Source organism: Vogesella sp. AC12, from assembly GCF_024437575.1.
GTDB lineage: Bacteria > Pseudomonadota > Gammaproteobacteria > Burkholderiales > Chromobacteriaceae > Vogesella > Vogesella indigofera.
Genome location: NZ_JANFNU010000004.1, coordinates 223,403 through 248,749, shown reverse-complemented (window position 1 = coordinate 248,749; position 25,347 = coordinate 223,403). Strand labels below are relative to the sequence as shown.

Here is a 25,347-nt window from a genome sequence, read left to right as displayed (position 1 = left end):
GCCGTGGCTGCCTTTTTCCGGACTGCTGCAAGCGGATTAGCGCTTGAAGAAGCTGCCGAACTTCTGGTTGAAGCGGTCAACACGGCCAGCGGTGTCAACGATCTTCTGTTTGCCAGTGTAGAACGGGTGGCACTCGGAGCACACTTCGATGTGGAAGGCGTCTTTGGCCATGGTGGACTTGGTGGCAAAGGTGTTGCCGCAAGAGCAAGTCACGTTAACTTCTTTGTAGTTCGGCTGGATGTCAGCTTGCATGTTCGGTTTCCTTTTCAATCGGGCGCAGGGGTTTTGCCTGCGCTTCATCTAAAACGCAGCATTATCCGCACTTGGTAATGGTTTGGCAAGGGTTTGGCAAGCAAAAGCTGGCCAGCGGCCAGCCCTGCCCGCCCGTGCTCAGGCACGGCGCCAGGTGGTGGTGCCGGCGCTGTCTTCCAGCACGATGCCGGCCGCGGTCAGCTGGTCGCGGATGCGGTCGGACTCGGCCCAGTCCTTGGCGGCGCGTGCGTCCTTGCGCGCCTGGATTAGCGCCTCGATCTGCGCCGCCGACAGGCCGTCGCCGGCTTCGCCCTGCAGGAAGGCTTCCGGATCACGCTGCAACAGGCCCAGCACGCCGGCCAGATCTTTCAGCAGGCGCGCCTGCTGCACGTCGCGGCCCTTGTTGACTTCGCCGGCCAGCTCGAACAGCACGGAAATCGCCTCGGAGGTGCCGAAGTCGTCATCCATCGCCGCCTTGAAGCGCGCCGCGTAGGCATTGTTCCAGTCGATGCCGCTCGTCGCCGGCAGTTCCAGCCCGCGCAAGGCGGTGTACAGACGGGTCAGGCCCTGCTTGGCGTCGTTGAGGATGCCGTCGGTGAAGTTGACCGGGCTGCGGTAGTGGCTGCGCACGATGAAGAAGCGGATCACCTCGCCGTCGAAATGGCCGAGCACGTCGCGGATGGTGAAGAAGTTGCCCAGGCTCTTGGACATCTTTTCGCCGTCGACGTTGATGAAGCCGTTGTGCATCCAGTAGTTCACGTACTGCTGGCCGTGCGCGCCTTCGCTCTGCGCGATTTCGTTCTCGTGGTGCGGGAACTGCAGGTCCTCGCCGCCGCCGTGGATGTCGAAATGCTCGCCCAGGTGGTGGCAGCTCATCGCCGAGCACTCGATATGCCAGCCCGGACGGCCGGCGCCCCACGGGCTCTGCCACTGCGGCTCGCCCGGCTTGGCCGCTTTCCACAGCACGAAATCGTGCGCATCGCGCTTGTTGGGATCGACCTCGACGCGCTCGCCGGCGCGCAGGTTGTCCAGCGTCTTGCCGGACAGCTTGCCGTAGCCGTCGAACTCGCGCACCGCGTAGTAGACGTCGCCGTTGGCCGCCGGGTAGGCCTTGCCGCGGCTGATCAGCTTGCTGATGATGTCCTGCATACCGCCGATGTGCTGGGTGGCGCGCGGCTCGAAGGTTGGCCGCAACAGGCCCAGCGCCCCGGTGTCGGCGTGCATGTCGGCGATGGTTTCTTCCACCAGCGCCTCGGCGCTGATGCCGCGCTCGGCGGCGCGCTTGATGATCTTGTCGTCGATGTCGGTGATGTTGCGCACGTAGGTGACGTCATAACCGGAGGCGGCAAACCAGCGGTAGATCACGTCGAACGCGGTCAGCATGCGCGCATGGCCGATGTGGCACAGGTCGTAGACAGTCATGCCACACACATACATCTTTACCTTGCCGGGTTCGATCGGGTTGAATGCTTCTTTTTGGCGGGTCAGTGTGTTGTAAAGATTAAGCATGACTGGATGAGCCTGTGCAGTTGGTTATTGGTGAACCGCTATTGTAGCAAAGCTGTCAATCCCCCCGCAGCGGAGTTTGCCGCTGCCCCGCCCGCGCAAAAAACGCTATGCTGGCGGCCATATCGAACCGGGTTTTGCATTACTGCGCCATAAGGAGAACCGATGAACTGGAGTCAGGAACTGCTGCAAAGCGCCATCTGGCTGGGCAAGGCCACCGCCATCACGCTGCTGGTATCACTGTTGCTGGGGGTCGCGCTGGCGCGCACCACCATGTGGGGACGCCAGTTCTGGCGGCTGGCGGCACCGTTTTTCACCCCGCGCATCAGCGGCTGGAAACCGCTGCTGAGCCTGGGTGCCATCCTGCTGATCACGCTGGCCGGGGTGCGCGTCAACGTGCTGTTCTCGCGCTGGTACAACGATATGTACAGCGCGCTGCAACAGCTGAACGTGAAGCTGTTCTGGGCCTCGATGCTGATTTTCGGGGTGCTGGCGGCAGTGCACGTCGGCCGCTCGCTGCTGGAGTACTACCTGCGCCAGGTGTTTGCCATTCACTGGCGGGAGTCGCTCAACGAGTACTTCCTCGGCAAGTGGCTGGACAAGCAGGGCTACTATCGCAGCCAGCACCTGGCCCGGCCGGCGGATAACCCGGACCAGCGTATCCAGCAGGACATCAGCAGCTTTGTCGGCTCCTCACTGTCGCTGGCGATGGGGGTGATCGACGCGCTGGTGTCCACCTTCGAGTTCACGCTGATCCTGTGGGGGCTGTCCGGCGTGTTCGCGCTGTTCGGCGTCGAGATCCCGCGCGGGCTGGTGTTCATGGTCTACATCTACGTGATCGTCGCCACCGTGCTGGCGTTCCGCATCGGCAAGCCGCTGATCCGGCTCAACTTCCTCAACGAGAAATTCGGCGCCGACTACCGTTACGCGCTGGTGCGGCTGCGCGAGTACGGCGAGAACATCGCCTTTTACCGCGGGGAGAAGGTCGAGGGCACCACCCTGCGCCTGCGCTTCCGCCAGGTGATCGGCAACGCCTGGGACATCGTGCACCGGACGCTGAAGCTGTCCGGCTTCAACCTGATCGTCAGCCAGACCGGGGTGATCTTCCCGTTCATCCTGCAGGCGCCACGCTTCTTCTCCAAGCAGATCACGCTCGGCGACATGGTGCAGACCTCGCAGGCCTTCGGCCAGCTGCAAAGCAACCTGTCCTTCTTCCGCAGCGCCTACGACGAGTTCGCCGGTTTCAAAGCTGTGCTGGATCGTCTGACCGGCTTCATCGACGCCATCCACAGCGCCGACCAGCTGCCGACCCCGGAGCTGACACCGCAGAGCGAAGGCCTCAGCGTGCGACAGCTGTCGCTGCGCACCCCAGACGGCCAGACGCTGCTGTCCCAGCTCAGCTTCAGCCTCAGCGCCGGCCAGGCGCTGCTGATCCGCGGCCCGTCCGGCAGCGGCAAGACCACGCTGCTGCGCGCCATCGCCGGGCTGTGGCCGCACTGCGACGGCCACATCCAGCGCCCGCCGCAGAGCGAGGTGCTGTTCCTGTCGCAGCGCCCCTACCTGCCGCTGGGCAGCCTGCGCGCGGCGCTGCACTACCCGCACCCGGCCTCGGCCAACAACGAGCGCGCGGCGGAAGTGCTGCGTTCGGTGCAGCTGGGCCACCTGATCGACAAGCTGGACGAAGAGGCCGACTGGGGTCGCATCTTGTCGCTGGGCGAGCAGCAGCGGCTGGGCTTCGGCCGCCTGCTGCTGGCGGCGCCGAAGGTGATCTTCCTGGACGAGGCCACCTCGGCGATGGACGAAGGCCTGGAAGAGGCGCTGTACCGCCTGCTGCGCAGCCGCCTGCCGCACGCCACGCTGGTCAGCGTCGGCCACCGCAGCACGCTGCTGATCCACCACCAGTTCGCGCTGACGCTGCGCAGTGGCGGCGAGTGGAAGCTGGAGTCGCTGAGCGAATAAGCCCACCACCAAGGTTGGCCGCAATGCGTTGCGGCCAACCTTGCCCCCACTCAAGCCCCGCATCCTTGCGCGCGGATACGGAACAAGGTCAGCCATATGGCATGCAAAAGGCCGCCAGCCCCGGTGAGGGAGCTGGCGGCCTTTTGACGCGGCGGCCAAACGGCCGGCGCACGCCAAGCTTAGCGGCTGGCGACGATGCGGATCTCGATCTTCCAGTCCGGGTGGGCCAGTTTCGCCTGTACCGTGCAGCGTACCGGGGCATTGCCCTCCGCCACCCACGCGTCCCATGCCTCGTTCATGGCATCGAAATCGGCGAGGTCGGTCAGGAAGATGGTGGCTTCCACGATCTTGCTCTTGTCGCTGTCCAGCTCGGCCAGCACGGTGTCGATCAGGCCCAGGGTCTCGGCGGTCTGCGCGCGGGCATCACCCTCGCCGCTTTCCGGTACCTGTACGGTGTAGATCAGGCCGTTGACGACCACGGCTTCCGACATGCGCTTGCCTGGTTTGTGGCGATACAGACTCATTGCGACTCCCGAATAAATGGATGATGGGCACGGGTACCGACCAGCGGCACCAAACAAAACGCCGGAGACTCGCTCCGGCGCTGGATTCAGACAACAGCGGTGATCAGGCCACCGAGGCGCGACGCAGGCTCAGCGAGAAGCGCTGCAGCGATTCGATACCGCTGGCCTCGGCGCGGGCGCACCAGTCCTGCAGTTCCTTCAGCAGCTCGTCACGGGTCAGCGACGAACGCTCCCACAGGCGCGACAGTTCCTGGCGCATCGAGTACACGGTATGCAGCACCTGGCTCTTTTCCAGTACCACCGCCAGCTGCTCGCGTTCTTGCGCCGGGGTGTCCTTGGCATCCTGCTTCAGCCAGACCTTCATCTTGCGCACCAGCTGCGGCGCCTTCAGTTCCGGCAGGTGCAGCTTTTCCACCTCGACGCGGTACACGTCCTTCAGCTCGCGGGCATAGCGCGCCGCCACCGCGTAGCGGTTGGCGATGATCGCCTGCAGGTGCTCCAGATCCAGCTGCTGGGTACGCTGCTCTTCCACCAGCCGCGGCGCCACCTTGCGCACCTTCGCGAGGCCGCAGATTTCCAGCATGCGGATGTACATCCAGCCGATGTCGAACTCGAACCACTTGTACGACAGCTTGGCCGAGGTACCGAAGGTGTGGTGGTTGTTGTGCAGCTCTTCGCCACCGATCAGGATGCCCCACGGCAGCACGTTGGTGGAGGCGTCTTCGTTCTCGAAGTTGCGATAGCCCCAGAAGTGACCGATACCGTTGATCACGCCGGCGGCGAAGAACGGAATCCACGCCATCTGCACCGCCCAGATCGACAGGCCGGCGGCGCCGAACAGCAGCACGTCGATGGCCAGCATCAGCAGGATGCCCTTGCCGGTGTGCTTGGTGTACAGATTGTGTTCCAGCCAGTCGTCAGGCGTGCCGTGGCCGAATTTTTCCATGATGCTGCGGTCCTTGCAGGCGGCGCGGTACAGTTCGGCGCCTTCCCACATGACTTTCTTGATGCCCAGCACTTGCGGGCTGTGCGGATCTTCCGCCGTTTCGCAGCGCGCATGGTGCTTGCGGTGAATCGCCGCCCATTCCTTGGTGACCTGGCCGGTCGTCAGCCACAGCCAGAAACGGAAAAAGTGGCTAGGAATCGGGTGCAGATCCAGTGCGCGGTGCGCTTGATGACGATGCAGGAAGATGGTCACCGACGCGATGGTGATGTGGGTCAGGACCAATGCCACCACGATATAACCCCACCAGGGCAGGTCGATCAGACCGTTAAGCCATTCCATTCGTAGTCAAACCTCTTGGTTTTAATAGAGATAACGCGGCATTTTACACAATTCGCCGGCGTAAACGGCAAAAGAATCGACAGTCGCCAGCGTACCGATTCGTCACACCGGCGCGGCTATTGTAAGATACGCAGTCATTTCGTCACTCAGGCCGGATCGTGAACGTCAACAAGCACGCTATCAAACTCACCGCCGCCGCTGTCGCCGGCACTTTTGCTTTCTATGGCGCTTTTTCCTACTGGGCCGGCATCAAGGCCGAGGAGACGCTGGCAGAGCAACACCAGATGATTGCGGCGATGTCGGTGTTCAAGGTCAAGTCGCACCAGTACCAGCGCGGCTGGTTCTCGTCGCAGGAAACCACCGAGCTGGAATTCAACCAGGAACTGCTCGGCCCCTACATCGGCCTGCTGCCGGAAAACGTGCGCCCGCTGTTCCAGGGCACCATCCGCTACCACCATGACGTGGCGCACGGCCCGCTGCCGGGCCTGCTCAGCGGCCACTTCAGCCCCGGCCGCGCCCGCGTCGAGACCACCTTCGACATGAGCGAGGGTACGCGCAAGACGCTGCGGCGCTTCTTTGGCGATGCCGAGCCGATCACCGTGGTCAACCGCCTTGGCCTTGCCGGCGGTGGCGAACTGAGCGTGGCGGTGCCGAAATTCGACTACGAGGAGACCCTCGCCGGCGTGAAGATGACCTGGAGCGGTTTCGACCTGCGCCTGAACTACGCCGACGGCTACAAGGAATACCAGGCCGAATCGGTATCGCCCGGCTTCGTACTGGAAGCCGGCCCCAAGGGCCGCTTCAGCTTCGACAACATCCGCTACCTGTCCGACGTGCGCCCCGGCAATACCGGCGTCAAGCTCGGCACCGGCGAGCTGTCGGTGGCCAATGTCAGCCTGAAGTGGAACGAGAGCATTCCGTACAGCATCAAGCTCAACGAGCTGATCCACCTGGTCAGCCGCGTGCGCGTCGGCGAGTTCATCAACCCGAGCGGCGAATTCCGCCCGTCGAATGTCGAACTGAAAAACCTGAAGTATCAGATCGTCACCAGCGAGCAGGAAGAATTCATCAACACCCGCGGCAAGCTGGATTTCGACACCTTCAGCTACAACGACAGCGTGTACGGCCCGCTGAAGCTGGACATCTCCGCCAACCACCTGCACGGCCCGACGCTGGTGAAGCTGGACCAGGCCTTCACCCGCATCCCGTTCGAGGAAAAGGACCCGACGCAGCTGCGCAAGCGCTACATCGAGGCGATCACCAAGCAGGGCCTGCCGCTGCTGATCAACGATCCGAAGATCATGATCAACACCTTCTCGCTGCGCATGCCGACCGGCGAGGCCAAGCTTGACGGCCAGATCGCGCTGCAGGGGCTGCAGGAAAGCGACCTGAAGACGCCGCTGGAATTCATCAAGCGCTTCATCGCGCTGCTCAACATCGAGCTGCCGCGCCAGACGCTGGAAAACATGGTGGTGGCGCAGGCGCGCAACCTGTTCACCGTCGATGCCAGCGCCGAAGAGCAACCGGACCTCGGCGAAATCGACAACCTGGCCAAAAGCCTGCTCGACGCCCAGCTCAGCGAATGGGAAAGCCAGAAGCTGATCTCGCAGCAGAATGGCCAGCTGGCCACCAAGATCGACTTCAAGAACGGCACGCTGCTGGTCAACAGCACCCGTGTTGCCCTGCCGTGGGAGGAAGCCGCCGAGGAAGACGCGCCGCCGGCCGCCTCTGCCGCCCAGTAAGAGCCTGTTCAAAGTCTCGCGAGCTAGAGCGAGACAAGGCGAAAGCGCCTGAGGAAGCGGCGTTTATCCAGATATAAACAAGCATTCCGAAGGCGTTTTTAACGCCGTATCGCCCCATTGAGATCAGTCGCAGCAGACATTGAACGGGCTCTAAGGCCAGTGGCCCCGTATCATGACACGGGGCCTTTTTCTTGCCCCCGCCCCCTCATGCCAGGCCATTAAAGCGCCACCGAGCACGCAATGAATCCAGCCGCCCGCCACCCTTGGACTAGGCTGAAAGCAGAGATCCACCGGAAGACCCACCATGAGCATGCCCCTGAATGTCGCCCTGATCGGCTACGGCTACGCCGGCCGTACCATCCACGCCCCGCTGCTGCACGCCTGCCCGCAGCTGTGCCTGCACACCATCGTCAGCAGCAAGGGCGAACAGCTGCTGCAGGAGCACCCCGGCAGCCGCGTGCTCAGTGACGTGGCGCTGGTGCTGGCCGATCCGGACATCGACCTGGTGGTGATCGCCAGCCCCAACGACAGCCACTTCCCGCTGGCCGCGGCGGCACTGGCCGCCGGCAAGCACGTGGTGGTCGACAAGCCGTTCACGCTGACCGCGGCCGAGGCGCAGGAGCTGCAGGTGATGGCCGGCGTGCACCGCTGCCTGTTGTCGGCCTTTCACAACCGGCGCTGGGATGCCGACTTTCTCACCGTGCGCCAGCTGCTGCAGGACGGCACGCTGGGCGACATCGCGCTGTTCGAGTCGCGCTTCGAGCGCTACCGGCCGCAGGTGCAGGCGCGCTGGCGCGAATCCGCCGGCGGCGGCGGCGGGCTGTGGTTCGACCTCGGCCCGCACCTGCTGGACCAGACGCTGCAGCTGTTCGGCCGGCCGCGCACCATCCACGCCGACTTCGCCGCGCAGCGCTGCGGGGCCGTCGCCACCGACTACTTCCACGTGCAGCTGCACTACGGCCGGCTGCGGGTGCGGCTGTCGGCCAGCAGCCTGATCAGCGGCGGCGTACCGCGCTTCGCGGTGCACGGCACGCTGGGCAGCTACGTGAAATACGGGCTGGACACCCAGGAAGCGGCGCTGAAACGCGGCGAGGCGCCGGGCTGCGCCGGCTGGGGCGAGGACACGCTGCACGGCCTGCACTACTGGCAGCAGGATGGCGAGGAGCACGGCGACGTGGTGCCGACCCTGAACGGCGACTACCGCCACTACTACAGTGCGGTGGCGGCGGCGATCCGCGGCGAAGGTGCCAACCCGGTGCCGGCGGACGACGCGATTGCGGTGATGCAGCTGATCGAGCTGGGGCTGGACAGCGCCCGCAGCGGCTGCGAACTGCCGGTGTAAAGGCAAATATCAAAACGCTGCGGCCAACCTTGACCACAAGGTTGGCCGCAGCCTTGTTCGGCAACGCGCGAACGCGCTATTCCCACACCACGCTGCTGACGAACAGGTAGCCGGCGCCGTACACGGTCTTGATCAGGCGCGGATTGTAGGAGTCGTCTTCCAGCTTGCGCCGCAGCCGCGAGATGCGCACGTCGATGCTGCGGTCGAACGGCGAGATGTCGTGCTGCCCCAGCAGCTGCTCGCGCGGCAACACACGGTTGGGGCGCTCCAGGAAGCGCAGCAGCATCAGCCCCTCGCCGGCGCTGAGCGGGCGCTCGCCGCCGTCCGGCGCGTACAGCGACAGCCGCGCCACGTCAAAACGCCAGCCGGAAAAATGCGCCACCCGCTGCCGCGCCGCGTCACCGATCTCGCCCGGCGCCTCGCAACGGCGCAGGATGCTGCGCACCCGCGCCACCAGCTCGCGCGGCTCGAACGGCTTCATGATGTAATCATCAGCGCCGCTTTCCAGTCCCATCACCCGGTCGCCAACATGGCCGCGGCCGGTGAGGATGATCACGCCGCAGCGATGGCGCTCACGGATCTCCCGCACCAGCGCCATGCCGTCCATGTCCGGCAGGCCGAGATCGACGATGCACAAATCCGGTGCCTGCTGACGCAGCCGCTGCAGGAAGGCCTGGCCGGCGCGGAAGGTTTCGTGACGGAACTGGTACTCCGCCAGCACGCCGCTGATCAGCCGCGCCACCGCCAGGTCGTCCTCCACCACGTAGATCAGTTTTTCGGGCGGCACCGCCACCGTCAGTTCGTTCTGGGACACAACATCACCTCATCGAGCATCCGGCCCAGCTGGGCCTCGGTAAAGGGTTTGGCCAACAGCGGAATGTCGCGGGTATGGTCATCCGCCACCTCCGCCGGCGCGGCGTAGCCGCTCATCAGCAGGATGCGGATCTCCGGCCGCTGCTGCCGCGCCAGCGCCGCCAGCTGGCGGCCGCCGAGCCGGCCCGGCATCACGATATCACTCAGCAGCAAGCCGATATCGGCGATGCTGGCCAGCAGCGTCGCCGCCTCGTCGCCGTTTTCCGCCTCCACCACCGGGTAGCCGAGCGCGCTCAGCTGCCGCTGCACCACGCGCCGCACTTCCGGATCGTCCTCCACCAGCAGCACCAGCGGCCGCTCACGGCCACCGGCCTTGCCGCTGAAATCGAGCTGGCCGTGCGGCTGCGCCGTCGGCGTGGTGCGCGGCAGGCGCAGGCTGAACACGCTGCCGCGCCCCGGCTGGCTGCTGACGCTGACCTGGCCACCGGACTGACGCGCAAAGCCATACACCATCGCAAGCCCGAGGCCGCTGCCGCTGCCGAAGCGCTTGGTGGTAAAGAACGGTTCGAACACGCGCAGCTGCAGCGCCGGCGCCATGCCGCAGCCATTGTCCGTCACGTCGATGCGGATATAGTCGCCGGCGGCCAGCTGCCACTCGGCGGCGGCACGCGCATCCAGCGTCTCGACGTTGGCCGCAATCTGCAGCCTGCCGCCGTCCGGCATCGCGTCGCGCGCGTTCAGCACCAGGTTGAGGATGGCGCTTTCCAGCTGGTTGGCGTCGGCCATCACGTAGTCGTGCTCCGCCGCCAGCTGGCAATCCAGCACGATGTTTTCCGGCAGCGAGCGCTGCAGCAGCTGCATCATGCCGCGGATCAGCTCGCCGATGCGTACCGGCTGCGCCAACAGCGGCTGCTGGCGGGCAAAACCCAGCAGCCGCCGCACCAGCTCCACGCCGCGCCCGGCGGCGTGCAGCGCCGGGTCGAGATAGTCCAGCAACGCCGGCTGCTGCTGCAGATGGCGGCGCAATTCGCCGAGGTTGCCCAGCACCACGGTCAGCATGTTGTTGAAGTCGTGTGCCATGCCGCCGGACAGCTGGCCGATGGCTTCCATCTTCTGCGCCTGCACCAGCGCCGCCTGGGTCTGTTTCTGTTCGGTGATATCGAAGGACAGCACGAAGCAGCCCAGCACCTCGCCGTCGGCGGCGATCTCCGGCACCAGCGTGCTGCGCGCGAAGATGGTGCTGCCGTCGTCCTTTTCCATCGAGTATTCGTAGCTGAGCTGCTTGCCGGTCAGCGCCGCCTCGACGTAGCGCTGCACCGCGGCGTAGAACTTGCTGCCCAGCGCCTGCGAGATGTGGCGCCCGCTCATCTGCGCGCTGTCGCGGCCGAACCAGTCGGCGTAGCCCTTGTTGGCGTAACGGTAGATCTGGCCGTGGTCGAAATAGGCGATCAGCGCCGGGATGGTGTCGGTGATCAGCCGCAGCCGCTGTTCGCTGCGCTGCAAGTCGGCACCAAGCTGCACGTTGGCCGCCTGCGCGGCACGCAGCTGGTGCCGCGCCTGCTCCAGCTCGGCGGTGCGCTGCCCGACGTGACCTTCCAGATCCTGCTTCTGCTGCTGCAGCAGCCGCGCGTAGGCCTGCTGTTCGGTCTGGTCGGTGTACAGCGCGATGAATCCGCCCTGCGGCAACGGCTCGCCGCGCACGCGCAGCACCGAGCCGTCCGGACGCAGGCGCTCAAGGTCATGGCGCTCGAAGCGCTGCGCGCGCACCACCCGCTCCGCCACCTGCAACTCCGCATCGCCGGGGCCGTATTCGCCGCGGCAGGCGTTATAACGGATATAGGCTTCGAACGGCGTGCCCACCGCCGCCAGCTGCGGCGGAAAATCCAGCAGCGTCAGGAAGCGCTGGTTGCAGGCCACCAGTTTCAGCCCGGCATCGAACACGGTGACGCCCTGGTCCAGCAGGTCCAGCCCGGACAGCAGCATGGCGCCGGGCGCGGCCTCTGGCGGCGGGTGTTGCATCATCACGACGCTCCTTGGCCAGAAAACACTGGCATAGCGGGTAAAAGCCCCATTTTAGAGCAGTGGCACCACAAAATGCCCTGTGGCAACGATTCGTTACATTTGACACAAAGTTGCGCAAGGTTTTGCCGCAACCATCGACCGGATAACAGTCGGCGCCGCCCTGCCCCTGCCGGGCCGGAGGGCACGACACAAAGCAGCACCACAGGAGAGCCGGATGTCACAAGCAAGCAAGCCCTACCAGAGCGGTCTTTGCAAGACCGCCGCCAATTTTTCCGCGCTGTCGCCGCTGGGTTTCATCGAGCGCGCCGCCAGCGTCTACCCCGAACACATCGCCGTGATCCACGGCAGCCTGCAGCGCAACTGGCGCGACACCTACACCCGCAGCCGGCGCCTGGCCTCGGCGCTGCAACGCCACGGCGTCACCGCCGGCGACACCGTGGCGGTGATGCTGCCCAATATCCCGGCGATGGTGGAGTGTCACTTCGGCGTGCCGATGTCCGGCGCGGTGCTGAACACCCTCAACACCCGACTGGACCCGGAGGCGATTGCCTTCATGCTGCAGCACGGCGAGGCGCGGGTACTGATCACCGACCGCGAGTTCAGCTTCACCATCGCGCCGGCGCTGGCGCTGCTGGAAACGCCGCCGCTGGTGATCGATGTCGACGACGCGGAATACGACGGCCCCGGCGAGCGCCTGGGGCAGATGGAATACGAGGACTTCCTCGCCGGCGGCGACCCGGAATTCGCCTGGCAGCTGCCGGCCGACGAGTGGGACGCCATCGCGCTGAACTACACCTCCGGCACCACCGGCAACCCCAAGGGCGTGGTCTACCACCATCGCGGTGCCTACCTCAACGCCATCAGCAACATCGTCGACTGGGGCATGCCGCACCACGCCATCTACCTGTGGACGCTGCCGATGTTCCACTGCAACGGCTGGTGCTTCCCGTGGACGGTTGCGGCCAACGTCGGCACCAACGTCTGCCTGCGCCGTGTCGACCCGCGACTGATTTTCGAGCTGATCAAGCAGCACAAGGTCAGCCACTACTGCGGCGCGCCCATCGTGCACACCATGCTGATCAACGCGCCGGCGGAGTGCAAACAGGGCATCGAGCACCCGGTCAACTGCCTGGTGGCCGGCGCGGCGCCGCCATCGGCGGTGATCGAGGGCATGGAGAAGCTCGGCTTCAACATCACCCACGTCTACGGCCTGACCGAGACCTACGGCCCGGCCGCGGTCTGCGCCAAGCAGCCGGCGTGGCAGGCGCTGGACCTGTCCAGCCGCACCGAACGCAACGGCCGCCAGGGCGTGCGCTACACCATGCAGCACGGCATGACGGTGCTGGATCCGGAGACGATGCAGGAAGTGCCGCACGACGGCGAGACCATGGGCGAGATCATGTTCCGCGGCAACCTGGTGATGAAGGGCTACCTGAAGAACGAGGCGGCCACCGCCGAGGCGCTGGCCGGCAACTGGTTCCACACCGGCGACCTGGCGGTGATCCAGCCCGACGGCTACGTCAAGATCAAGGACCGCTCCAAGGACGTGATCATCTCCGGCGGCGAAAACATCTCGTCGCTGGAAGTGGAAGACGTATTGTGCCGCTTCCCGGACGTGATCGCGGCGGCGGTGGTGGCATTGCCGGATCCGAAATGGGGCGAGGTGCCGTGCGCCTTCATCGAGCTGCGCGAAGGCGTCAGCGGCGACGAGGCGGCGGTGATCGAACACTGCCGCGCCCACCTCGCCCGCTTCAAGGTGCCCAAGCGCATCATCTTCGGCCCGATCGCGCGTACCTCGACCGGCAAGATCCAGAAATTCCTGCTGCGACAGCAGACCAACGCCATCGCCGCCATCGAGTAAGGCACAAGGTTGGCCGCAAGCTGCGGCCAACCTTGTCGCGCTTTCACGTGCCGAGCGACCATAGCGGTCACGCCGGTCAGGCCATATAAACCAACGCCGCGCCCCGCATCAAGGGGCGCGGCGTTATTGCATGAGTGGATGCCGGGCGGTGTTGGCGGCACCAGCCGCGCGACCGGGCACGGCCGGGTCAAGGCCCGCCGCTAGCGCGCCTTGCGGAAGGTGAGATTAAGGCGCTGCGCCCCCAGCAGCGGGTGGCTGCCCGGCTGCAGCGGCAGCACGCCGTGGTAGCGCAGCCGCGCCGGCCCGCCCCACACCACCACGTCGCCGTGCGCCAGCGGCACCCGTTGCGCGCGGTCGCTGCGCTGCAGGCCACCAAACAGGAACACCACCGGCAGCCCCAGCGACACCGACACGATGGGCTGGCTGAAGTCGCGTTCGTCGCGGTCCTGGTGCAGCGCCATGCGCGCGCCCGGCTGGTAGCAGTTGATCAGGCAGGCATCCGGCGCAAAGCCGGCAAAACCGGCTGCCGCCGCCGCGCTGGCGGCCAAGCGCAACCAGTCCGCCGGCAGCGGCGGCCACGGCAGGCCGCTGGCCGGGTCCTGCGCCGCGTAGCGGTAGCCGCGGCGATCGCTGACCCAGCCGTAGTCGCCGCAACTGCTCATCGCCACCGACATCGGCTGGCCGCCGGGGGTAAGCATGTGGCGCAACGGCGCCTGTGCCAGCAGCACCGGCAGGGTCGCCAGCAGCGCCGCCGCGTACGGCAGTGCAAAGCCGCGCAGCACCAGCGCGCCGTCCCCGAGCCCCTCCTGCCAGTCCGGTGCCTGGTCGGCAAACAGGTCGGCCGTCATCGCCCGCGCCCTGGTTTGTCCGCGGCGACCGTGACCGCCGCCGCGCCGCGGCTGACCGCGCTCACGGCTTGGCCTCGCGCGCCAGCAGCGCCTGCTTGCGCGCCACGCCCCAGCGGTAGCCGGACAGGCTGCCGTCGGTGCGCACCACGCGATGGCAGGGAATCGCCACCGCCAGCACGTTGGCCGCACAGGCACCGGCCACCGCGCGCACCGCCTGCGGCGCGCCGATGCGACGGGCGATGTCGAGATAGCTGGCGGTCTCGCCGGGCGGAATCTCGCGCAGCGCCTGCCACACCCGCTGCTGAAAGGCGGTGCCGCGCACGTCCAGCGGCAGGTCCAGCCCCAGCGCCGGCGCCTCGACAAAGCCGACCACTGTCGCCACCAGCCGTTCGAAGTCGGCGTCGCCGCCGATCAGCTCGGCGCGCGGGAAGCGGTCCTGCAGCTCGTGCAGCAGCGCCTCGGCGGCGTCGCCCAGCGAAATGGCGCACACGCCGCGCTCGCTCTGCGCCACCAGGATCGCGCCCAGCGTGCACTGGCCGATGGCGAAGCGGATCACCGTGCGCGCACCGCCGGCGCGGTAGTCGCCGGGCGTCATGCCCAGCACCGCGTCGGCCTGCGCGTAGAAGCGGCTGTTGGCGTTGAAACCGGCGTCGAAGATCGCCGCCGTCACCGTATCGTGCTGCTGCAGCCCGTTGCGCACCCGCTCGGCGCGGCGCGCGGCGGCGTAGGCCTTCGGCGTCAGACCGGTGTGCTGCTTGAACAGGCGGTGGAAGTGATAGCGGCTGAGGCCGACCGCTGCGGCCAACGTTGCCAGATCCGGCAGCGTGTCCGCGCTGTCGATCAGGCGGCAGGCGGCGGTCACCTTCTGCGCGTGCTGCTGCGCCAGCGGCGGCTGGTCAGGCTTGCAGCGTTGGCAGGGGCGGAAGCCGGCACGTTCGGCATCGGCGCAACTGGCGTGAAAACGCACATTCTCCGGCCGCGCCTGCCGCGCCGCGCACGACGGCCGGCAGTAGACGCCGGTGCTCTGCACCGAGTAATAGAAGCAGCCGTCGGCGCGCGCATCGCGTGCCAGCACCGCCGCCCAGCGCGGGTCGCCCTCCGTTGCCGCCGCCTGGGCGCGGCGTTTTGCTGTCGCGGTCATGGTCATGTCCTTTTGCACTCGTCAGCCACCGTATGAGCCTACTGTAGCCAACGCGGCGGCGCCCGGCATCCCGCCGCTTGCTGCCGAATTCGCCTATTTTGCGACAGCGGCCGCCATTGCAACAGGCCGGCGCAAGAAACAGGATGCGGCCGGCGCGGCGCAGGGTTAGCGTGCCCTGTCTGCCATCCGCCACCCTGCCAGCCATGACCACCCTGCCGCATGATTCCTACCACGCCGCCAGCCGGCATCTGGCCGCCATCGACGCCGACTGGGCGCAGCTGGTGGCCGAGGTCGGCCACTGCCGGCTGCAGCCCAAGCCGGCGCGAGAGCCGTATGAGGCGCTGGTGCGCGCCGTCGCCTACCAGCAACTGCATGTGCGCGCCGGCGATGCCATGCTGGCGCGGCTGCTGGCCTGCCAGCCGCAGCCAGCGTTCCCGACGCCGGCGCAACTGCTGGCGCTGGACACCGGGCAGTTACGTGGCTGCGGCTTTTCCGGGCGCAAGGTCGCCACCATCCACGCCATCGCCGCCGCCACGCTGGACGGCCGCGTGCCGTCGCGGCGGGAGGCGGCGCAGCTATCCGACGACGCGCTGATCGAGCGGCTGGTGACGCTGCCGGGCATCGGCCGCTGGACGGTGGAGATGCTGCTGCTCTACACCCTGGCACGGCCGGACATCCTGCCCGTCGATGACTTCGGCGTGCGCGAGGGCTACCGCTTCCTGAAAGCGCTGCCGGCGCTGCCCGGCCGGCGCGAGCTGCTGGCCGCCACCGCCGCCTGCAGCCCCTACCGCAGCGTCGCGACCTGGTATCTGTGGCAGGTGCCGAGCCTCGCCGACTACCAGCCGCGGCCGGGCAAGCGCCGCTCGGCGGCGACCGGCACCAGCTGACACCTCAGCCAACCGTAAAGGTTGGCCGCAAATAAAAAACCGCCTGCCCGGCAAGCCGGACAGGCGGTTGATACTGGCGTCAGGGTACGGGCTTAGGCGCCGGTTTTCAGGCCGAAGGCAGCGTCACCGCTGGCCGGAGCGGCAGCCGGATTGTCCAGCAGCGCCTTGATCGACAGACGCACGCGACCGCGGTCGTCCATCTCGATCGCTTTCACTTTCACGATCTGGCCTTCCTGCAGGTAGTCGGCCACGTTCTTGATGCGCTCGTGGGCGATCTGCGAAATGTGTACCAGACCATCCTTGCCCGGCATGATCGAGACGATGGCGCCGACGTTGTTGTCGAGGATCTTCACGACCGGACCTTCGTAGACCTTGCCCACTTCCACTTCGGCAGTGATCTCTTCGATGCGCTTCTTGGCCGCTTCCGCGCTCTCGGTCGAAACCGAAGCGATGGTGATGGTGCCGTCTTCGCCGATATTGATCTCGCAACCGGTGTCCTTGGTGATGGCGCGGATGGTTTCGCCGCCCTTGCCGATCACTTCACGGATTTTCTCCGGGTTGATCTTCATCACGTACAGGCGTGGTGCGTGGGTCGACAGCTCTTGCGGGCCTTCGATCGCCTCTTTCATGTGACCGAGGATGTGGATACGGCCTTCCTTGGCCTGCTCCAGCGCGATCTGCATGATGTCCTTGGTTATGCCCTGGATCTTGATGTCCATCTGCAGCGCGGTGATACCGGCAGCGGTACCGGCAACCTTGAAGTCCATGTCGCCGAGGTGGTCTTCGTCACCCAGGATGTCGGTCAGCACCGCGAAGCGGTTGCCTTCCAGGATCAGGCCCATGGCGATACCGGCCACGTGCGCCTTCAGCGGCACACCGGCGGACAGCAGCGACAGGCAGCCGCCGCATACCGAAGCCATCGACGAGGAGCCGTTGGATTCGGTGATTTCCGACACGATACGCATGGAGTAGCCGAAGTCGGCTTCCGATGGCAGCACCTGTGCCAGCGCGCGCTTGGCCAGACGGCCGTGACCGATTTCACGACGCTTCGGCGGGCCCATGCGGCCGGCTTCACCGGTGGAGTACGGCGGGAAGTTGTAGTGCAGCATGAAGCGGTCGGTGTACTCACCGGCCAGCGCGTCGATGATCTGCTCGTCACGCTTGGTGCCCAGCGTGGTGGTCACGATGGCCTGGGTTTCGCCACGGGTGAACAGCGCGGAGCCGTGTACACGCGGCAGCACGCCGGTGCGGATGGCGATCGGACGCACGGTGCGGGTGTCGCGACCGTCTATACGCGGTTCACCGGCCAGGATCTGGCCACGCACGATTTCGGCTTCCAGCGACTTGAAGATGCCCTTGATCTCGTTGGCCAGCAGGGTGTCGGTGTCTTCGTTGATCAGTGCGCTCTTCACGGCGGACCAAGCGGCGCCCAGTGCTTCGGAACGGGCGCCTTTCTGGCGGATGCGGAAGGCGTTGGCAATCATTTCACCGGAGATGTCGCGGATCTTGCCGATCAGCTCGTCGTTCTGGGCCGGTGCGGTCCAGTCCCACATCACCGGGTTCACTTCGTCAGCGAATTCGTTGATGGCGTTGATCGCTGCTTGCAGCTGCTCGTGGCCGAATACCACGCCGCCGAGCATGATCGCTTCGGACAGTTCCTTGGCTTCGGACTCCACCATCAGTACCGCACGCTGGGTACCGGCAACGACCAGATCCATTTCCGAAGTTTCCAGCTCGGTCTTGGTCGGGTTCAGGATGTACTCGCCGTTGGCGTAGCCAACGCGGGCGGCGCCGATCGGGCCGTTGAACGGCAGGCCGGAGATCGCCAGAGCGGCGGAAGCACCGATCATCGCCGGGATGTCGGAATCCACTTCCGGGTTCAGCGACATCACGGTAGCCACGATCTGCACGTCGTGGTAGAAGCCTTCCGGGAACAGCGGACGGATCGGACGGTCGATCAGGCGGCAGGTCAGGATTTCTTTTTCCGACTGCTTGCCTTCACGCTTGAAGAAGCCGCCCGGGATCTTGCCGGCAGCGTAGGTACGCTCCAGGTAGTCCACGGTCAGCGGGAAGAAGTCCTGGCCCGGCTTGACGTTCTTGGAGCCGACAACCGATACCAGTACCACGGTATCTTCAACAGTAACGACAACGGCACCGGATGCCTGACGGGCAACTTCGCCGGTTTCCAGGGTCACGGTGTGGCGACCGTACTGGAACGATTTGGTAACTTTATTAAACACGTGAGGTTTCCTTTGATTTAAGGAATAGAACTTGCAACGGGAACCCCTAGCAATCAACACCGTAACCGATACCGATTCCTAGAGGCTCCCCCCGTTGACTCAATAAGATACTGCAGAAACGAAAAAGTCGCAGACAGGCTGCGACTTTTTCGAATTTAAACCGATTACTTACGCAGACCCAGACGAGCGATCAGAGCGCGGTAGCCAGCGACGTCAGTGCGCTTGAGGTAGTCAAGCAGACGACGACGGGAGCTAACCAGTTTCAGCAGGCCGCGACGGCTGTGATGATCCTTGGTGTTCGCTTTGAAGTGCGGGGTCAGATCGTTGATACGAGCGGTCAGCAGCGCTACCTGAACTTCGGTAGAACCGGTGTCGCCTTCCTGGCGCTGGTAGTCTTTAACGATCTGTGCTTTTTGAGCGGCGGTCATTGCCATAATAATAAACTCCGATATCGGTTTAGGGTGTTGCCACCCGACAAGTGTAGCGAGCCGAAACCCATCCACACTTCACAAGGCGGTTGCCGGAGCAACCATTACCCGTACCGGTTGAAGCAAGCCATCTTCGCTTGCATCCGCCAGTCCGAGAAACTCCCGTGTCTGCGCTTGGTAAACACGAAAGCGCTGTATTGTCGCACAGTTTTGGGCACCGCGCACGGCCTGACCGTGACAAAAACGGCGTGCGTCTTCTGCGGCCAACGTTTGTTCGGGGAAATGCGACACCAGGATATCGACCGGCAGCAGCAAGCCGTCGCGCGCCTCGCGCGGCAGTGCCTCGATGGCTTCCAACGTATGCGCGTCTTCCAGGCGGAAACCGCCGGTGGTGGTACGGCGCAGGCCGGTGAGGTGCGCGCCGCAACCGAGCCGCTCGCCCACATCCTGTGCCAGGGTACGGATATAGGTGCCCTTGCTGCACAGCACCTCGATCACCGCGGTATCGACACCGTCAAACGACAGCAGCTCGATGCGATGAATGCTGACCTCGCGCCCGGCACGCTCGATCTCGATGCCTTCGCGCGCATACTCGTACAGCGGCCGCCCCTGGAATTTCAGCGCCGAATACATCGGCGGCACCTGGGTAATCACGCCGCGGAATGCGGCCAACGTTTGCTCCAGCGCCGCGCGGTCAAACGTCACCGGCCGCTCGATGACCACCTCGCCCTCGATGTCACCGGTGGTGGTGACCTGGCCGAACTTGACGGTGGCACGGTAGCCCTTGTCGGCATCCAGCAGATAGGACGAAAACTTGGTCGCCTCGCCGAAGCACACCGGTAGCAGGCCGGTCGCCAGCGGATCGAGCACGCCGGTATGCCCGGCCTTGGCGGCGCTGTACAGCCAGCGCGCCTTTTGCAGGGCTCCGTTGGAGCTGACGTCGTAAGGCTTGTCCAGCAGCAGCACGCCGTTGATCGGCAATTTCACCCGACGTGGTGCACTCATGCCTTGTCGCCAGCCTCGTCATCCGCGTCGTCGATCGGCTCGTCGCCTTCGGCTTCGTCCGCCACCGGTTCGTCCGCGTCGCTGTCCGCGTCCTGGACCACCGTCACCGCCGTGCCGTTGACCTCATCGATCAGGCGGCTCATGTACACGCCACGCTCGATGGAATCGTCATAGATGAAGTGCAGCTGCGGCGTGGTGAAAATCTGCAACACCTTGCCGATGCCGTTGCGCAGATAACCGGCGGCACTCTCCAGCGCCTCCTGGGTGATCTCGCGCTTGCCCTCTTCCATCACCGTGTAAAACACCTTGGCGTGGGAGTAGTCGCGGGTCACTTCCACCGCGGTGATGGTGACCCAGCCGACGCGCGGGTCCTTCAGACCCTTGCGGATCAGCTCGGCCAGCTCGCGCTGGATTTGCTCGGCGATGCGATCCGAGCGGGAGAAACCTTTTTTGGCTTTTGCCATGTCTTGTGTCCTGTTCCAGAAAGACAAAGGCGAGCGCTGCCCAGCCAGTGGCCGGGACAACGCTCGCCTGCAGCTTAACACTTACAGAGTACGGGCGACTTCCACGATCTCGAACGCTTCCAGCTGATCGCCTTCCTGGATGTCGTTGAAGTTCTTCAGCATCAGGCCACACTCGTACCCCTGACGCACTTCCTTGACGTCGTCCTTGAAGCGCTTGAGCGAGTCGAGTTCGCCGGTATGCACCACCACGTTGTGACGGATGAGGCGCACGCTGGCCGAACGCTTGATGATGCCGTCGGTCACCATACAACCGGCGATGTTGCCCACCTTGGACACCGAAATCACCTGACGGATCTCGACGGTACCCAGGATCTGCTCCTTCTTCTCCGGTGCCAGCATGCCAGACATGGCAGCCTTCACGTCGTCCACCACATCGTAAATGATGTTGTAGTAGCGGATCTCGACGCCTTCGCTCTCCGCCAGTTTGCGCGCAGCGGCATCGGCACGGGCGTTGAAGCCGACCACGATGGCCTTGGACGCAATCGCCAGGTTGATGTCGGATTCGGAAATGCCACCCACGCCGGAGTGCAGGATGTTGACACGCACTTCGTCGGTCGACAGTTTCTGCAGGCTGTGCGCCAGCGCTTCGTAAGAACCCTGCACGTCGGCCTTGATGATCAGCGACATGCTCTGCACTTCGCCTTCCGCCATCTGGGCAAACATGTTTTCCAGCTTGGCGGCCTGCTGCTTGGCCAGGCGCACGTCACGGTACTTGCCGGCACGGAACAGCGCAATTTCACGCGCCTTGCGCTCGTCGGTCAGCACCATCGCGTCTTCGCCAGCGGAAGGCACATCGGACAGGCCCAGGATTTCCACCGGAATCGATGGACCGGCTTCGTCGATCAGCTTGCCGTTTTCGTCGATCATGGCACGAACACGACCAAAGGCAGTGCCAGCCAGAATCACGTCGCCCTTCTTCAGGGTACCGGACTGAATCAGCAGCGTGGATACCGGGCCGCGGCCCTTGTCCAGACGCGCTTCGACGATGACGCCCTTGGCCGGCGCATTGACCGGCGAGGTCAGTTCCAGCACTTCGGCTTGCAACAGGATGCTTTCCAGCAGCGAGTCGATGCCCTGACCGGTTTTTGCCGACACTTCGACAAACATGGTGTCACCACCCCAGTCTTCCGGCACCACTTCGTGGGCAACCAGTTCCTGACGCAGGCGCTCGACGTTGGCCTCAGGCTTGTCGATCTTGTTCACCGCCACCACGATCGGCACACCGGCCGCTTTGGCATGGTGAATCGCTTCAATGGTCTGTGGCATCACACCGTCGTCGGCAGCCACCACCAGAATCACGATGTCGGTCGCCTTGGCACCACGGGCACGCATTGCGGTAAACGCTTCGTGACCCGGGGTATCGAGGAAGGTCACCACGCCGCGTGGAGTTTCCACGTGGTAGGCACCGATGTGCTGGGTAATGCCACCGGCTTCGCCGGAAGCAACCTTGGCGCGACGGATGTAGTCGAGCAAGGAGGTCTTACCGTGGTCAACGTGACCCATCACGGTCACCACCGGCGGACGCGGCAGCGCTTCGACGGCTTCCGCCACTTCATCCTTGTCCAGGTACGCTTCCGGATCGTCCGCCTGAGCGGCCTTGCCGACGTGGCCCATTTCTTCCACGATGATCAGCGCGGTTTCCTGGTCCAGCACCTGGTTGATGGTCACCATCATGCCCATCTTCATCAGCACCTTGATCACTTCGGCAGCCTTCACCGCCATCTTGTGAGCGAGGTCACCAACGGTGATGGTTTCCGGCACCAGCACTTCGTGCACGATAGGCTCGGTTGGCGCCTGGAAGGCGTGGGCGTTGTTGCTGTTCTTGTGCTTGCCACCCTTGCGGCTCTTCCAGTCATTGCTGGCATCGCCACCGCGGGTTTTCAGGCCTTTGCCTTTTTTGCCGTCATTCCAGTCACGACCACCGGCACCACCTTTTTTCGCCGGACCGCGACGGGCATCACCGGCTGGCGCCGGAGCGGCGGCAGGTGCGCCAGGCGCAGCCGGACGCGACGGAGCGGCACCGGGTGCCGGACGGGCACCAGCACCGGCAGGACGGCCTGCGCCACCCTGACCCGGGCGCTGACCACCGGCACCGGCAGGACGCTGACCGCCTTGCGGACGGGCACCGTCGGGACGCGGCGCGGCGCCGTCACGGCCACCAGCAGCAGGCTGCATGCGCGGCTGGGTTGGCTTGGCCGAACGTGGCATGTCTTCAGTACGCGCGGCAGGCTTGGCTTCCACCGGTGCCGGCTTGGCGACCGGCGCTGGCGCTGCGGCTTCCAGACGGGCGGCGGTACGGCGGGCTTCACGCTCCTGCTTTTCACGCATCAGCGCTTGCTGACGGGCACGGAATTCGGCCTGACGAGCCTCTTCCGCTGCGCGGGAGGCCAGTTCGGCGTCAGACAGGATCGATGCCGGACGGCTGAGCGTCGGCTGTTTCACTGGCGCTGCCGGAGTTTCCGCAGCGGCAGGCTTGGCCTCCACCTTGGCTTCCGGTGCTTTTTCGGCAGGCTTTTCCGCTTTGGCAGCAACCGGCTTGGCTTCTACCGGCTTCGCCGCTTCCACTTTGGCTGGCTCGGCAACCACGACTGGCTCGGGCTTGGCTTCCACCACTGGTGCGGCAACCGCTACCGGCGCCGCTTCCACTGGCGCAGCAACCGCCTTCGGTGCCTCGTCTTCCGGACGCACGAACACGCGCTTCTTGCGGGTTTCCACCTTCACCGTGCTACCCGTTGCGCTCTGCACTTCGGAAGTCTGTTTGCGGGTCAAGGTCACCTGATTACCGTCGCGCGCACCGTGCGAGGTTTTCAGGAAGTCCAGCAAACGCTTCTTGTCACCCTCGGTCAGGGTTTCTTCCAGGCCGCGCTTGGCGACACCGGCCTTGTTCAACTGCTCAACGAGCCTTTCAGGAGAAAGGCCAAGCTCACTGGCAAACTGCTTAATATTTGTCAAAACCATGCGTATTCCTAATTCCTCTAGCAATCGTTCCGGGCCTTACTGGTCAAACCAGTGCTCACGAGCCTTCATAATCAAGGCGCGGGCAGCCTCGGACTCCATGCCGGTCATGTCGACCAGATCGTCAACGGCGAGATCGGCCAGGTCGTCACGGTTAGTCACGCCGTTTTCGGCCAGCTTGCGCAAGAGCTCGGCATCCATACCTTCCAGATCCTTGAGCTCGTCGGCCACTTCTTCCACTTTTTCTTCCGAGGCAATGGCCAGGGTCAGGATGGCATCGCGGGCCCGGCTGCGCAGTTCATTCACCAGCGCATCGTCGAAACCTTCGATTTCCAGCATTTCCGCCACTGGCACATACGCCACTTCTTCCAGCGTAGCAAAACCTTCCTGCACCAGCAGGTTGGCCATGTCTTCATCGACACCAAGATGCTGAATGAAGTGTTCGCGCAGCTTGGCATCTTCTTCCAGATGCTTTTCTTCCGCTTCGGTCACGGTCAGGATGTTCAGGCCCCAGCCGGTCAATTCGGCAGCCAGCTTCACGTTCTGGCCGCTGCGACCGATGGCCAGTGCCAGCTGCTCTTCTTCCACCACCACGTCCATATTGTGGTTGTCTTCGTCAATCATGATGCGATTGACTTCGGCAGGCGACAAGGCGTTGATGACGAACTGGGCAGGATCCGGCGACCACAGCACGATATCGATGCGCTCGCCCGCCAGTTCCTGGGTCACCGCCTGCACGCGCGAACCGCGCATGCCGATGCAGGTACCCTGCGGATCAAGACGCGCGTCGTTGGATTTCACCGCCATCTTGGCACGCAGGCCAGGATCACGTGCAGCTTCCTTGATCTCCAGCGTGCCTTCTTCGATTTCCGGCACTTCCAGCTCGAACAGCTGAACCAGGAATTCGCGCGCAGTACGCGACAGGATCAGCTGCGGGCCACGGCCCTGGCGGTCAACACGCATCAGGTAGGCCTTGACGCGGTCACCGACACGCAGGTTTTCCTTGGGGATCATCTGGTCACGCGGCAGCACCGCTTCCAGACGACCGCACTCGACGATGGCATTACCGCGCTCGATACGCTTGATGGTACCGACCACGATGCTCTCGCGGCGCTGCAGGAATTCGTTCAGCAGCTGCTCGCGCTCGGCATCACGGATTTTCTGCAGGATGACCTGCTTGGCGGCCTGGGCACCGATACGGCCGAACTCGACCGCTTCCATCGGTTCTTCGATCACGCCATGCAGCTCGATGGCAGGATCACGCTCGCGCGCTTCTTCCAGGCTCAGTTCGCGATCTTCGAATTCCAGCGCTTCGGCATCGACCACGGTCCAGCGACGGAAAGTATGGTACTGACCGGTATGGCGATCGATCTCGACACGAATATCCAGCTCATCTTCATTGAACTTCTTCTTGGTCGCCGAGGCCAGGGCCAGTTCCAGCGCACCGAATACCACTTCACGGCTGACGTTCTTTTCACTTGCCAGTGCATCCACCAGCAACAAGATTTCACGACTCATCCAACCCTCCGAATTTTTTCTTTACCTTATATATGCGGCCAACATCCTGCCCGATCAGAACTCAGGCTCCAGCCTGGCTTTGTCGATATTGGACAGGGGAATGGCCACAATGCGACCATCTTCGAGCTGAAGCTGCAAGACGCTGTCCTGGATGCCCGCGATACGGCCCATGAAACGCTTCTGCTGCTCGACCGGCAAACGGGTTCTTACCTTGGCCAGGCTCCCCTGGAAGCGCACATAATCCGCCTCCTTTTTCAAGGGGCGATCAAGACCCGGCGAGGACACTTCCAGTCGGTCATAGTCGATGTTTTCAACCATGAACAGACGTGTCAGGTGATTACTGGTGCTGACACAATCCTCGACCGTAATGCCGCCCGGCTTGTCGATGAATACGCGAAAACCACCACCGGGGGTCAATTCAAAATCAACCAGTTCATACCCCAGACCGGGCAGCGTATTCTCAAGCAGCAAACGTACATCCATGGGCATTCGATT

General features: G+C 64.4%; 20 protein-coding genes and 2 pseudogenes. 5 read left to right on the top strand and 17 right to left on the bottom strand.

All coding sequences use genetic code 11. The features are described from left to right. Window positions 1-36: 36 nt before the first annotated feature. Window positions 37-252 (bottom strand): 50S ribosomal protein L31, encoded by a 216-nt coding sequence (gene rpmE / locus NOM55_RS09300; protein WP_047967044.1) that lies wholly within the window; start codon window positions 250-252, stop codon window positions 37-39. Window positions 253-390: 138 nt separating this feature from the next. Further along, window positions 391-1,761, bottom strand: coding sequence for a cysteine--tRNA ligase (gene cysS / locus NOM55_RS09295; RefSeq protein WP_255908354.1), 1,371 nt, complete (start codon window positions 1,759-1,761; stop codon window positions 391-393). Window positions 1,762-1,923: 162 nt separating this feature from the next. Here cysS and NOM55_RS09290 point away from each other — a divergent pair, with 162 nt between their 5' ends. Continuing rightward, window positions 1,924-3,717: an ABC transporter ATP-binding protein/permease gene (locus NOM55_RS09290; protein WP_255908353.1), complete on the top strand. Its 1,794-nt coding sequence runs from the start codon at window positions 1,924-1,926 to the stop codon at window positions 3,715-3,717. A gap of 179 nt (window positions 3,718-3,896) precedes the next feature. Here NOM55_RS09290 and NOM55_RS09285 read toward each other — a convergent pair whose 3' ends face one another. Further along, window positions 3,897-4,241 carry a RidA family protein gene (locus tag NOM55_RS09285; protein ID WP_047967047.1) on the bottom strand — a complete coding sequence of 115 codons (345 nt, stop codon included), beginning with the start codon at window positions 4,239-4,241 and terminating at the stop codon, window positions 3,897-3,899. 103 nt (window positions 4,242-4,344) lie between these two features. Next, a complete protein-coding gene (locus NOM55_RS09280) occupies window positions 4,345-5,526 on the bottom strand; it encodes a fatty acid desaturase (protein ID WP_255908352.1) in 1,182 nt (393 codons plus the stop codon). A gap of 158 nt (window positions 5,527-5,684) precedes the next feature. Between NOM55_RS09280 and NOM55_RS09275 the strand changes: the two genes are divergently transcribed. Together NOM55_RS09275 and NOM55_RS09270 are read left to right on the top strand one after the other, a co-directional pair. Next, window positions 5,685-7,268 carry a YdgA family protein gene (locus NOM55_RS09275; protein ID WP_255908351.1) on the top strand — a complete coding sequence of 528 codons (1,584 nt, stop codon included), beginning with the start codon at window positions 5,685-5,687 and terminating at the stop codon, window positions 7,266-7,268. A gap of 304 nt (window positions 7,269-7,572) precedes the next feature. Next, window positions 7,573-8,610, top strand: coding sequence for an oxidoreductase (locus NOM55_RS09270; protein WP_255908350.1), 1,038 nt, complete (start codon window positions 7,573-7,575; stop codon window positions 8,608-8,610). A 76-nt stretch (window positions 8,611-8,686) separates the two neighbouring features. Here NOM55_RS09270 and NOM55_RS09265 read toward each other — a convergent pair whose 3' ends face one another. The 4 genes and pseudogenes from NOM55_RS09265 to NOM55_RS17435 form a co-directional block, all read right to left on the bottom strand. After that, window positions 8,687-9,424 (bottom strand): response regulator transcription factor, encoded by a 738-nt coding sequence (locus NOM55_RS09265; RefSeq protein ID WP_255908349.1) that lies wholly within the window; start codon window positions 9,422-9,424, stop codon window positions 8,687-8,689. After that, window positions 9,406-9,732, bottom strand: coding sequence for a response regulator (locus NOM55_RS17445; protein ID WP_370687873.1), 327 nt, complete (start codon window positions 9,730-9,732; stop codon window positions 9,406-9,408). The genes NOM55_RS09265 and NOM55_RS17445 overlap by 19 nt, the downstream gene beginning before the upstream one ends. 168 nt (window positions 9,733-9,900) lie before the next feature. Then, a pseudogene (locus tag NOM55_RS17440) lies at window positions 9,901-10,143 on the bottom strand (ATP-binding protein); the annotation flags it as partial. Window positions 10,144-10,608: 465 nt separating this feature from the next. Next, window positions 10,609-11,406: pseudogene (locus tag NOM55_RS17435) on the bottom strand (PAS-domain containing protein); the annotation flags it as partial. Between the two features lie 253 nt (window positions 11,407-11,659). Here NOM55_RS17435 and NOM55_RS09255 point away from each other — a divergent pair. After that, window positions 11,660-13,306: an acyl-CoA synthetase gene (locus tag NOM55_RS09255; RefSeq protein WP_255908347.1), complete on the top strand. Its 1,647-nt coding sequence runs from the start codon at window positions 11,660-11,662 to the stop codon at window positions 13,304-13,306. A gap of 200 nt (window positions 13,307-13,506) precedes the next feature. Here NOM55_RS09255 and alkB read toward each other — a convergent pair whose 3' ends face one another. Together alkB and ada are read right to left on the bottom strand one after the other, a co-directional pair. Further along, complete coding sequence (gene alkB / locus NOM55_RS09250) at window positions 13,507-14,154, bottom strand: DNA oxidative demethylase AlkB (protein ID WP_255908346.1); 648 nt, start codon at window positions 14,152-14,154, stop codon at window positions 13,507-13,509. A 61-nt stretch (window positions 14,155-14,215) separates the two neighbouring features. Next, window positions 14,216-15,295: a bifunctional DNA-binding transcriptional regulator/O6-methylguanine-DNA methyltransferase Ada gene (gene ada / locus NOM55_RS09245; RefSeq protein ID WP_255908345.1), complete on the bottom strand. Its 1,080-nt coding sequence runs from the start codon at window positions 15,293-15,295 to the stop codon at window positions 14,216-14,218. Window positions 15,296-15,465: 170 nt separating this feature from the next. Here ada and NOM55_RS09240 point away from each other — a divergent pair, with 170 nt between their 5' ends. Next, the gene (locus NOM55_RS09240) at window positions 15,466-16,182 is read left to right on the top strand and encodes a DNA-3-methyladenine glycosylase (protein ID WP_255908344.1); all 717 of its coding nucleotides are present in this window, start codon (window positions 15,466-15,468) and stop codon (window positions 16,180-16,182) included. A 92-nt stretch (window positions 16,183-16,274) separates the two neighbouring features. Here the strand turns inward: NOM55_RS09240 and pnp are convergent, their stop codons facing one another. From pnp to rimP, 7 genes are all read right to left on the bottom strand, one after another. Then, window positions 16,275-18,422: a polyribonucleotide nucleotidyltransferase gene (gene pnp, locus NOM55_RS09235; protein ID WP_255908343.1), complete on the bottom strand. Its 2,148-nt coding sequence runs from the start codon at window positions 18,420-18,422 to the stop codon at window positions 16,275-16,277. A 164-nt stretch (window positions 18,423-18,586) separates the two neighbouring features. Next, window positions 18,587-18,856, bottom strand: a complete 270-nt coding sequence (gene rpsO, locus NOM55_RS09230; RefSeq protein WP_047967077.1) for a 30S ribosomal protein S15 — start codon at window positions 18,854-18,856, stop codon at window positions 18,587-18,589. Between the two features lie 72 nt (window positions 18,857-18,928). Continuing rightward, on the bottom strand, window positions 18,929-19,855 hold the full coding sequence (truB, locus tag NOM55_RS09225) for a tRNA pseudouridine(55) synthase TruB (RefSeq protein ID WP_255908342.1): 927 nt from the start codon (window positions 19,853-19,855) through the stop codon (window positions 18,929-18,931). Further along, window positions 19,852-20,319 carry a 30S ribosome-binding factor RbfA gene (rbfA, locus tag NOM55_RS09220; RefSeq protein WP_255908341.1) on the bottom strand — a complete coding sequence of 156 codons (468 nt, stop codon included), beginning with the start codon at window positions 20,317-20,319 and terminating at the stop codon, window positions 19,852-19,854. Before rbfA ends, truB begins: the two co-directional genes overlap by 4 nt. 81 nt (window positions 20,320-20,400) lie before the next feature. After that, window positions 20,401-23,337, bottom strand: coding sequence for a translation initiation factor IF-2 (gene infB, locus NOM55_RS09215; RefSeq protein WP_255908340.1), 2,937 nt, complete (start codon window positions 23,335-23,337; stop codon window positions 20,401-20,403). Window positions 23,338-23,373: 36 nt separating this feature from the next. Beyond that, window positions 23,374-24,852 (bottom strand): transcription termination factor NusA, encoded by a 1,479-nt coding sequence (gene nusA, locus NOM55_RS09210; protein WP_047967059.1) that lies wholly within the window; start codon window positions 24,850-24,852, stop codon window positions 23,374-23,376. A gap of 54 nt (window positions 24,853-24,906) precedes the next feature. Then, window positions 24,907-25,335 carry a ribosome maturation factor RimP gene (gene rimP / locus NOM55_RS09205; RefSeq protein ID WP_047967078.1) on the bottom strand — a complete coding sequence of 143 codons (429 nt, stop codon included), beginning with the start codon at window positions 25,333-25,335 and terminating at the stop codon, window positions 24,907-24,909. Window positions 25,336-25,347: the final 12 nt, after the last annotated feature.

Coding starts and splice junctions, on each gene's coding strand:
- rpmE (WP_047967044.1), bottom strand. CDS start 252: ATGCAAGCTGACATCCAGCCGAACTACAAAGAAGTTAACGTGACTTGC.
- cysS (WP_255908354.1), bottom strand. CDS start 1,761: ATGCTTAATCTTTACAACACACTGACCCGCCAAAAAGAAGCATTCAAC.
- NOM55_RS09290 (WP_255908353.1), top strand. CDS start 1,924: ATGAACTGGAGTCAGGAACTGCTGCAAAGCGCCATCTGGCTGGGCAAG.
- NOM55_RS09285 (WP_047967047.1), bottom strand. CDS start 4,241: ATGAGTCTGTATCGCCACAAACCAGGCAAGCGCATGTCGGAAGCCGTG.
- NOM55_RS09280 (WP_255908352.1), bottom strand. CDS start 5,526: ATGGAATGGCTTAACGGTCTGATCGACCTGCCCTGGTGGGGTTATATC.
- NOM55_RS09270 (WP_255908350.1), top strand. CDS start 7,573: ATGAGCATGCCCCTGAATGTCGCCCTGATCGGCTACGGCTACGCCGGC.
- NOM55_RS09255 (WP_255908347.1), top strand. CDS start 11,660: ATGTCACAAGCAAGCAAGCCCTACCAGAGCGGTCTTTGCAAGACCGCC.
- alkB (WP_255908346.1), bottom strand. CDS start 14,154: ATGACGGCCGACCTGTTTGCCGACCAGGCACCGGACTGGCAGGAGGGG.
- ada (WP_255908345.1), bottom strand. CDS start 15,295: ATGACCGCGACAGCAAAACGCCGCGCCCAGGCGGCGGCAACGGAGGGC.
- rpsO (WP_047967077.1), bottom strand. CDS start 18,856: ATGGCAATGACCGCCGCTCAAAAAGCACAGATCGTTAAAGACTACCAG.
- truB (WP_255908342.1), bottom strand. CDS start 19,855: ATGAGTGCACCACGTCGGGTGAAATTGCCGATCAACGGCGTGCTGCTG.
- rbfA (WP_255908341.1), bottom strand. CDS start 20,319: ATGGCAAAAGCCAAAAAAGGTTTCTCCCGCTCGGATCGCATCGCCGAG.
- infB (WP_255908340.1), bottom strand. CDS start 23,337: ATGGTTTTGACAAATATTAAGCAGTTTGCCAGTGAGCTTGGCCTTTCT.
- nusA (WP_047967059.1), bottom strand. CDS start 24,852: ATGAGTCGTGAAATCTTGTTGCTGGTGGATGCACTGGCAAGTGAAAAG.
- rimP (WP_047967078.1), bottom strand. CDS start 25,335: ATGGATGTACGTTTGCTGCTTGAGAATACGCTGCCCGGTCTGGGGTAT.